The following is a 1,452-nucleotide window of genomic DNA, read 5'->3' as shown; positions in this document are numbered from 1 at the left end:
CATTTACCGCAACGTCAATCACTTCTAGGCGCGATTCTGAGTTGATGATTTCGCTTACGCGACGACGGAAAAAACTCGAATCATCAACGACTAGTACTTTAATCGCCATTTTGTTCCTTTTCTTTACGTCAGCTTAGATGCGCGAAGCTGCTGCGTATTGCTTCAATAGATCTGGCACATCAAGAATCAATGCAATGTGACCATCACTGGTAATCGTCGCACCAGCCATACCTGGTGTACCTTGCAATAAGTTATCTAATGGCTTGATAACCACTTCTTCTTGACCGATAAGCGTGTCGACGACAAAACCAACGCGTTGGCTGCCGATCTGCACAATCACAACATGACCATGACCGATGCGTTGCTCCACGCGAGGAGACTTAGACGCCAACCAGTTTTGTAGGTAGAACAGTGGAATAGACTTATCGCGAACGATGATGGTTAACTGACCATCTACCACGTTGGTGCGGCTTAAATCTAAGTGGAAAATCTCATTTACTGACGCAAGTGGTAGTGCAAACGGATGACCGCCAACACCCACCATTAAGGTCGGCAAAATCGCTAGAGTCAGTGGCACTTTGATGGTGATCTTCGTGCCCTTGCCCAGCTCTGAATCGATGTCGATAGAGCCGTTTAGGGTGTTGATCGCCGTCTTAACTACGTCCATACCCACACCGCGGCCTGAAATATCAGAGATTTTCTCTTTACTTGAGAAGCCAGGGGCGAAGATAAGGTTGAAACACTCTTTGTCCGATAAACGCGCTGCTGCATCTTCGTCCATCATGCCGCGTTTTACCGCAATGCCACGAAGTTTATTAGGATCCATACCGCCACCGTCATCAACGATAGCCAATTCGATATGGTCACCTTCTTGTGAAGCAGATAGGATGACTTTACCAGTGCGCGATTTCCCCGCTTTTACGCGGTCTTCTGGCATTTCAATGCCGTGGTCAACCGAGTTGCGCACCAAGTGGATCAATGGATCCGCTAGCGCTTCTACTAGGTTTTTATCGAGATCGGTTTCTTCACCGCGCATTTCTAGCACGATGTCTGTATTTAGGTTACGCGCCAAGTCACGTACAACGCGAGGGAAACGTCCAAATACTTTGTTAATTGGCTGCATGCGCGTTTTCATTACTGCACGTTGAAGGTCGGCAGGAACAACGTCTAGGTTTGCCACAGCTTTCGACATTTCTTCATTGTCGCTGTTCAAACCAAGACTTAATAAGCGGTTACGCACCAACACGAGCTCACCCACCATGTTCATGATGGTATCTAGCGTTGATGTATCAACACGTACCGTCGCTTCTGCTTGTGGCTTTTTCACCGCTGGTGCAGACGCTTTTGACTCCTCTTTCACCGCCACAGGTGTTGCTGCTGGCTTAGCAGCAGAGGCTGGCGTTGAAACCGGAGCAGGCTGCGCAACAGGTGCTGGTTTTGGCGCTTCTGGTG

The 1,452-nt window shown here is 48.7% G+C and carries 1 protein-coding gene; it reads right to left on the bottom strand.

Annotated features, from left to right (window positions below):
* Window positions 1–133 precede the first annotated feature (133 nt).
* On the bottom strand, window positions 134–1,452 hold a 1,319-nt coding region (locus tag R7127_RS26145), incomplete at its 5' end, for a chemotaxis protein CheA (RefSeq protein ID WP_318148675.1).

The sequence above is a fragment of the Vibrio sp. 1159 genome, assembly GCF_033340395.1.
In the GTDB taxonomy this organism is placed as follows: domain Bacteria; phylum Pseudomonadota; class Gammaproteobacteria; order Enterobacterales; family Vibrionaceae; genus Vibrio; species Vibrio alginolyticus.
Note: the sequence above shows the minus strand (reverse complement) of the source record. Positions and strands in the feature narration are given on the sequence as shown.